General features: G+C 59.7%; 2 protein-coding genes. Both read right to left on the bottom strand.

Going from position 1 to position 3,204, the window contains the following annotated elements; translation table 11 throughout:
* Positions 1-418: 418 nt before the first annotated feature.
* Positions 419-1,693: a DUF6666 family protein gene (locus H5U08_RS13860; protein WP_297034224.1), complete on the bottom strand. Its 1,275-nt coding sequence runs from the start codon at positions 1,691-1,693 to the stop codon at positions 419-421.
* Between the two features lie 200 nt (positions 1,694-1,893).
* Positions 1,894-3,042, bottom strand: coding sequence for a PLP-dependent aspartate aminotransferase family protein (locus tag H5U08_RS13855; protein WP_297034227.1), 1,149 nt, complete (start codon positions 3,040-3,042; stop codon positions 1,894-1,896).
* Between the last annotated feature and the right edge of the window lie 162 nt (positions 3,043-3,204).

Raw genomic sequence — 3,204 nt, 5'->3', positions numbered from 1 at the left:
GGATGCCCACAATGGATGTGCCCAGGGCACTCCACTTGAGGAAATCACGTCGGTGAGTTTTCTGTGACATGGGTCTGGCCTTTCTCGCAAAAGACTGCTTGCTGTACCTGACAGTGATTTTCATGCTCGTCTCATTGCAATCGACTCGGCTCGCTATGTCAAGAAGTGACACAGTTCGACGGACGCCGTGGAAGGCGTCCCTCCTGGATCATGTCTTGCGTTTCCGCGGGCACGACAGGCGTGCCCCTCCGACCTTTCGGAGGGACCTGCTTGTCAGGTCCGCCTTTGGAGGGATGTGCTCGTCACGTCCGCTTTGCAACCATGGAGGATGTCTTGCGTTAAGGAATAAAAAAAGAAGCCCTGCGCATGCTGGCGGCACACGCAGGGGATCTGTTAACGCGTGTTGGGCTGAACGTGCTCAGCGGACTCGACCGTGGAACATCATGCTCGTGTTGTCCGCCACGCCCTGAACCGAGCGGAAGAGATCGTTGAGGGCCTCGCTGACGTGACGTCCTGGATACCAGATCAGACCCATGGAGAGACTCCAGTTTTCATCGAACTGGCCATCCACGCCCCGCCCGGTGTTGGGCGCCAGATAGGCGAAATTGGCCTCAAACGCCCAACTGCCATCGAGCGGCAGGGTGATATCCGCCCCGATGAGTCCATCCCCGTAGCCGGAAACCCCCGCCCAGAATCGGCCCTCGCCACCCTGGCAGAAGTGGCGCCGATAGAACACCACGTAACGATCGAGGACGGAAAGATCGAGGTACCGCCGCTGATCGGGATTCTGGGGATCGTCGGGCAGAAGAAGCATGTCGTCCTTAACGCCGTACATGCCCATGTAGCCGATTTCCCGCATGTCATCGAGGAAGAACGAGATTTCATGGCGAATCTGGAGTAGATCGGAGTCCACCCAGAAGTCATCGTGCATCCAGTCGAAGAGAACACTCCACTGCCATCGGCCGCAATCAGGACGATGGAACAGCCCTGCAGTCAGAAACATCTGCGCCCGACTGCCCCGAGAGACAAGATCGTTCCCGTACCACGTGAGGACCTCGTGCCCGGGAAAATCGCTGTGCACGACCTGGACGCCGATCTGATATCCAATATTCCATGGCCCCCCTATCGGAGCGGAGTAGTTGAGGCCCTCATGGAGCCCGAAATTCCCGTTTCGCCCAAGGTCTGCGGGCCCTTTAAACCCATGGGCACCGGCAAAGACGCTCAGATGCTGGATCCACGGTCCGAACAGCAAACCACCGCCATAATATATCTCCGGCTGAATGAAGCCCCCCGGCTCATAGACGACGCCATCGTCTTCCACCAGGCCCGTTTCCACACCCTCTTCGTCCACCATTCCACTCGTGATGACCGGCTGACCCGGCGGGATGACCTCGGGCGAGGATTCGTCGACAGCCTCCTGAGACGTCGGTAACGTCTGATAGGTGATTTCGCCCGGTGTGGACGTTCTCACAGCGGGGTGTGATCGGGAAACACGTCTGGCCGGGGGCCGCGTCACCTCCTCGATGCTCGGCGGCTGACGACGCAAGACCTGGGAGCTCCAGTAGGCGACAGGAGAACCGGTAGCCCGTTCAACGTATTCCGTTTCAGCCGCCACCCCGGGGGAGTCCCAAACGGCGGCAGACAATGCCACAGTAATGACGCAGCACCAAGCGAAAGTCGTTTGCCGGGACATGAGGCAACTCCTGTTATGGACAGCAGCAATAACGCGATGGGCCGGAAGGGCGAAATCCACACCCGTTCGTCGATAAAGTTATCGGAATCGGAAGAGTCAAATCTTTCGGAAAAGCTTGCGCAACCCGTAAATTTTGCCAAACGGAATCCTCGCCATCTCAGAAAGCGCGGTCGCGCACGGGGAGTCTTCGGTTCCCGCGGTCACACCGCCCGGGCCAGCGCCTGCTCGAGGTCGGCGATCAGGTCCTCGGGGTCTTCCAGCCCGATGGAAAGGCGAATGAGTGTGTCGCTGATACCGTGGGCCCGACGGGCCTCGGGATCGTAGCTTGCATGGGACATCAATGCGGGCTGTTCGATCAGGGACTCAACCGCCCCTAAACTTACGGCAAGATGGAAAAGCCGGGTGGAATTGACAACCTTCTTGGCCGTTTCCAGGTCTCCCTGCACCTCAAAGCTTAACATCGCACCGAAATAGCCCGACATCTGTCGCGCGGCGATGTCATGGCCTGGGTGATCGGGCAGGCCCGGGTAGTAGACCCGTCTCACGGCAGGGTGCTCGGCCAAGAATTGGGCCACGGCCATAGCTGAGCGACATTGTTCGTGGATACGAAGTTCCAGGGTTCGCAACCCGCGGTGGCAGAGATAAGACTCCCAGGGGCCCATCACGGCGCCCGTGGCATTCTGGATAAAGTAAAGCCGTTGGTAAAGCTCCTCATCCCGCGCCACCAGGACACCGCCCAACACGTCACTGTGTCCCCCGAGGTACTTCGTCGCCGAGTGCATGACGATGTCTGCCCCCAGCTCGAGGGGGCGAGTCAACGCCGGTGTCGCGAAGGTGCTATCCACTCCAACAAGCGCTCCGTGCCGATGGGCGATTTTTGCACACGCTGCGATGTCGGTAATGCTCAGAAGGGGGTTGCCGGGCGTCTCCAACCACAGGAGTCTCGTGTTCGGCCGGAAGGCTTTCTCCACGGCCTCCAGGTCATTCGTGGGGACCATCGTTACCGAGATCCCCGCCCGGTTGATGATCTTGTGAAAAAGCCGGAACGTCCCGCCGTAGACATCCTGGCCCGTGACGATATGATCGCCAGTCTCCAGAAGCTGCGTCACACAATGGATGGCGGCCATTCCAGAGGCGAACGCGAGCCCCCCCACGCCGGATTCGAGGGCCGCTATCGCGTTTTCGAAGGCCTTTCGCGTGGGGTTTCCGCTGCGGGAGTAATCAAATTCCCGCCACTCTCCCGCGGCCGGCTGGACATACGTCGTTGCCAGATGGATGGGTGGAACGACCGCTCCCGTCTGAGGATCGGGATCAAATCCGAGGTGAATGGCCCTGGTGCGAAACTTCATGGAAACGGCCCCCGTTTTGATGCTTTCCCCAGCGGTTGGGCAACCTGGTACCGGAGATTGAAAGCAGGTGCTTGCGATGCCAACCCATTGACCAGAACCGACCCGGTTCTTCCGCTGGCCCGGGATCGACGCCACCGCGTCAGATCTTTTCCAGCGCCTGCG

The organism is Thermogutta sp. (genome assembly GCF_014359955.1).
Lineage (GTDB): Bacteria > Planctomycetota > Planctomycetia > Pirellulales > Thermoguttaceae > Thermogutta.
The sequence above is the reverse complement of the archived record's forward strand: the minus strand, read 5'-3'. Positions and strand labels throughout refer to the sequence as shown.

Bases quoted from the DNA above. Each gene is read 5' to 3' on its own strand.
- H5U08_RS13860 (WP_297034224.1), bottom strand. From the start codon at position 1,693: ATGTCCCGGCAAACGACTTTCGCTTGGTGCTGCGTCATTACTGTGGCA.
- H5U08_RS13855 (WP_297034227.1), bottom strand. From the start codon at position 3,042: ATGAAGTTTCGCACCAGGGCCATTCACCTCGGATTTGATCCCGATCCT.